The sequence below is a fragment of the Mycobacterium sp. UM_Kg1 genome (assembly GCF_000972925.1).
GTDB lineage: Bacteria > Actinomycetota > Actinomycetes > Mycobacteriales > Mycobacteriaceae > Mycobacterium > Mycobacterium hiberniae.
The window spans coordinates 1-269 of the sequence record NZ_JRMK01000377.1 but is presented as its reverse complement, the minus strand read 5'-3'; the positions used below and the strand labels follow the sequence as shown (position 1 = coordinate 269).

Here is a 269-nt window from a genome sequence, read left to right as displayed (position 1 = left end):
TCCTGCGCCGCTGCGGAACCCGCAGGCCCTCCTCGCGCCATAGCCGTCGGATGCGCTTGTTGTTGGTCAGCCAGCCGGCCTTGCGGGCTGCGATCGCCGCTCGCCGCCATCCCCAGCGGGGCCGGTCGGTGGAGAACGTCCGCAGCCAGGCCCGCAGCTGGTCTTCGGCATCGTTGATCGAGGCCGGCGTCAGGCGCATCGTGGACCGGTGCAGGCCGACCACCGTGCAGGCTCGCCGCTCGGAGACCCCGAACCGTTCGCGCAGCATC

General features: G+C 72.1%; 1 protein-coding gene. It reads right to left on the bottom strand.

Going from position 1 to position 269, the window contains the following annotated elements; translation table 11 throughout:
* A partial coding sequence (locus LI92_RS21600) for an IS3 family transposase (RefSeq protein WP_046322735.1) occupies positions 1-269 on the bottom strand: 269 nt, incomplete at both ends.